We start from the raw sequence: 1,603 nt of genomic DNA, 5'->3' as shown, positions 1-1,603 counted from the left end.
CGACAGCACACCGGCTCAGCAACCGCTTGCCGCCTGACCGGGCCCCGCCTGGCAAACACCAGATTTGACAATAACTCCAATCGTCGCAGTCGATACCGCAGCAGATGAGCATAACGTTCGATGCGCCCGAGCTCCAGGGGATGAGCATGGTGCAACGAGCAAACGCACTCAGTCATCTTGCGATTCTGCTGATGCGGGCCGCCGGCATCAAGACTTCGAAGGAGTGTGACGATGACGAACTTTGATCGTTTGCCCGCAGATCTTCTCAAACGCAAGGCCGTGGTTTATGTCCGGCAATCGACCCAGGCGCAGGTCCAACTGAACGTCGAGAGCCAGCGCCGACAGTATGAACTCGTTCAGGAAGCAAAGCGCCGTGGCTTTCGCGACGTGAAGTCATCGATGATGATCTGGGGCGCTCGGCAAGCGGCACGGTTGCGAGGCCGGGCTTCGATCGCCTGGTCGCATTGTTGTGCGCAGGCGACGTCGGTGCGGTGCTTTGCCTGGATGCCTCACGTCTTGCCCGTAACGGGCTGACTGGCATCATCTGCTCGAACTCTGTGGTCTCGTTGAAGCGAGAGTAATCGATCTCGACGGTGTATACGATCCCTGTCGAGCAAATGACCGGCTGCTACTTGGCATGAAGGGCAGCATCAGCGAGTTCGAACTCAACGTGCTTCGAACGCGCATGCTTGACGCCAAACGCGAGAAGGCACAGCGTGGCGAGTTGCGTATCAGCGTGCCGGTTGGCTATGTCTGGCATCGTGACGTTGGTCTGGGTTTCGATCCAGATGCGCGGTTACAGGAAGTCATACGCCTGATCTTCACCCGCTTCCAGCAACTGGGTAGTGCGCGGCAGGTCCTGTTGTCGATGAGGGCCGAGCAGGTTCACTTCCCGCGCCCGTCCGACGGCCGAACGCTGACGCACTTCGATTGGACCCCGATCCGATATCGTAACGTGATCTCCGTGCTCAAGAATCCGTTCTATGCTGGTGTCTACGCGTATGGCAAGAGCGGCAAGCAGATGACGATCGTCGAAGGTCGCGCGCGCAAGAGCTACAAGCACCGCAAGCCGTTTGAGGCCTGGGACGTCATGCTCAGGGAGCATCACGACGGCTATATCGACTGGGCCGAGTTCGAGCGCAACCAGGAGAAGCTTGCAGCCAATGCCTACGGCAAGGCTGGCGACGTAAAATCCGGCCGTGGTGGGCGCGCGCTTCTTGCTGGCCTGCTTGCCTGCGCACGTTGCGGGCGTCGCCTGTCAGTGGCCTATACTGGGCGCATTCCGCAGGCAGTCTACCGATGCAATCGCTTCGACATGCCGCCGCGATGCATGACGTTCGGCGGCTCACGTATCGATGCCGCAATCGGCGAGGAGTTGCTACGTGTCGTGGAGCCATTGGCGATCGAAGCAGCACAACAGGCCGAGCAAACTTCCATGCCCAGGTCAGCATCACCACACCGTGACCGGCGCCAACGGCATCTCGCTTGCCACGATCCCTATATAGACGAACGTCAAGGACGTCAGGCAATCAGTGCCGCCGATCAACGCGACTCCACCGATTCGCGGATTGCGCGGCCATCCACTGCACTGCAATGCCTGCGC

At 59.8% G+C, this 1,603-nt stretch carries 1 protein-coding gene and 1 pseudogene; both read left to right on the top strand.

Annotation, left to right across the window (positions count from 1 at the left end; all coding sequences use genetic code 11):
• Nucleotides 1–395 precede the first annotated feature (395 nt).
• Nucleotides 396–664, top strand: a pseudogene (locus AWB82_RS39330) (recombinase family protein); the annotation flags it as partial.
• Nucleotides 638–1,603 (top strand): recombinase family protein (locus tag AWB82_RS39325; RefSeq protein WP_407643090.1); only part of this gene is annotated, 966 nt, incomplete at its 3' end. The pseudogene AWB82_RS39330 and the gene AWB82_RS39325, both read left to right, overlap by 27 nt.

The organism is Caballeronia glebae (assembly GCF_001545035.1).
Classification (GTDB): domain Bacteria; phylum Pseudomonadota; class Gammaproteobacteria; order Burkholderiales; family Burkholderiaceae; genus Caballeronia; species Caballeronia glebae.
Note: the sequence above shows the minus strand (reverse complement) of the source record. Positions and strands in the feature narration are given on the sequence as shown.